1 protein-coding gene is annotated in these 240 nt (G+C 62.5%); it reads left to right on the forward strand.

Annotated elements, in window-relative coordinates; genetic code table 11:
* Nucleotides 1–26: 26 nt before the first annotated feature.
* On the forward strand, nucleotides 27–240 hold a 214-nt coding region (locus ACM0OW_RS25900; protein WP_414553593.1), incomplete at its 3' end, for a DUF3526 domain-containing protein.

The raw sequence follows: 240 nt of genomic DNA on the forward strand, positions 1-240 counted from the left end.
GCTCCTTGCTGGGTCCATCCATCGCCATGCGGGCGCTGTCGATGAGCCTTTCGATGACGGACTTTTCGCAGCAAAGGCATTTCGAAAATGCCGCTGAAGCCTACCGGCAATACTTCGTCGGTCTGACCGACATGTGGGACTGGCAGCGGACCCGGGGCACGGAGGTCGGCGGCCAAGGAAGCGCTGCCGATTGGCGCAGTGTCGACCGCTTCGAGTATCGGGCGCCACCCCTGTCCTTTG

Origin of the sequence: Anabaena sp. CCY 0017 (genome assembly GCF_963920885.1) — a bacterium.
Lineage (GTDB): Bacteria > Cyanobacteriota > Cyanobacteriia > Cyanobacteriales > Nostocaceae > Nodularia.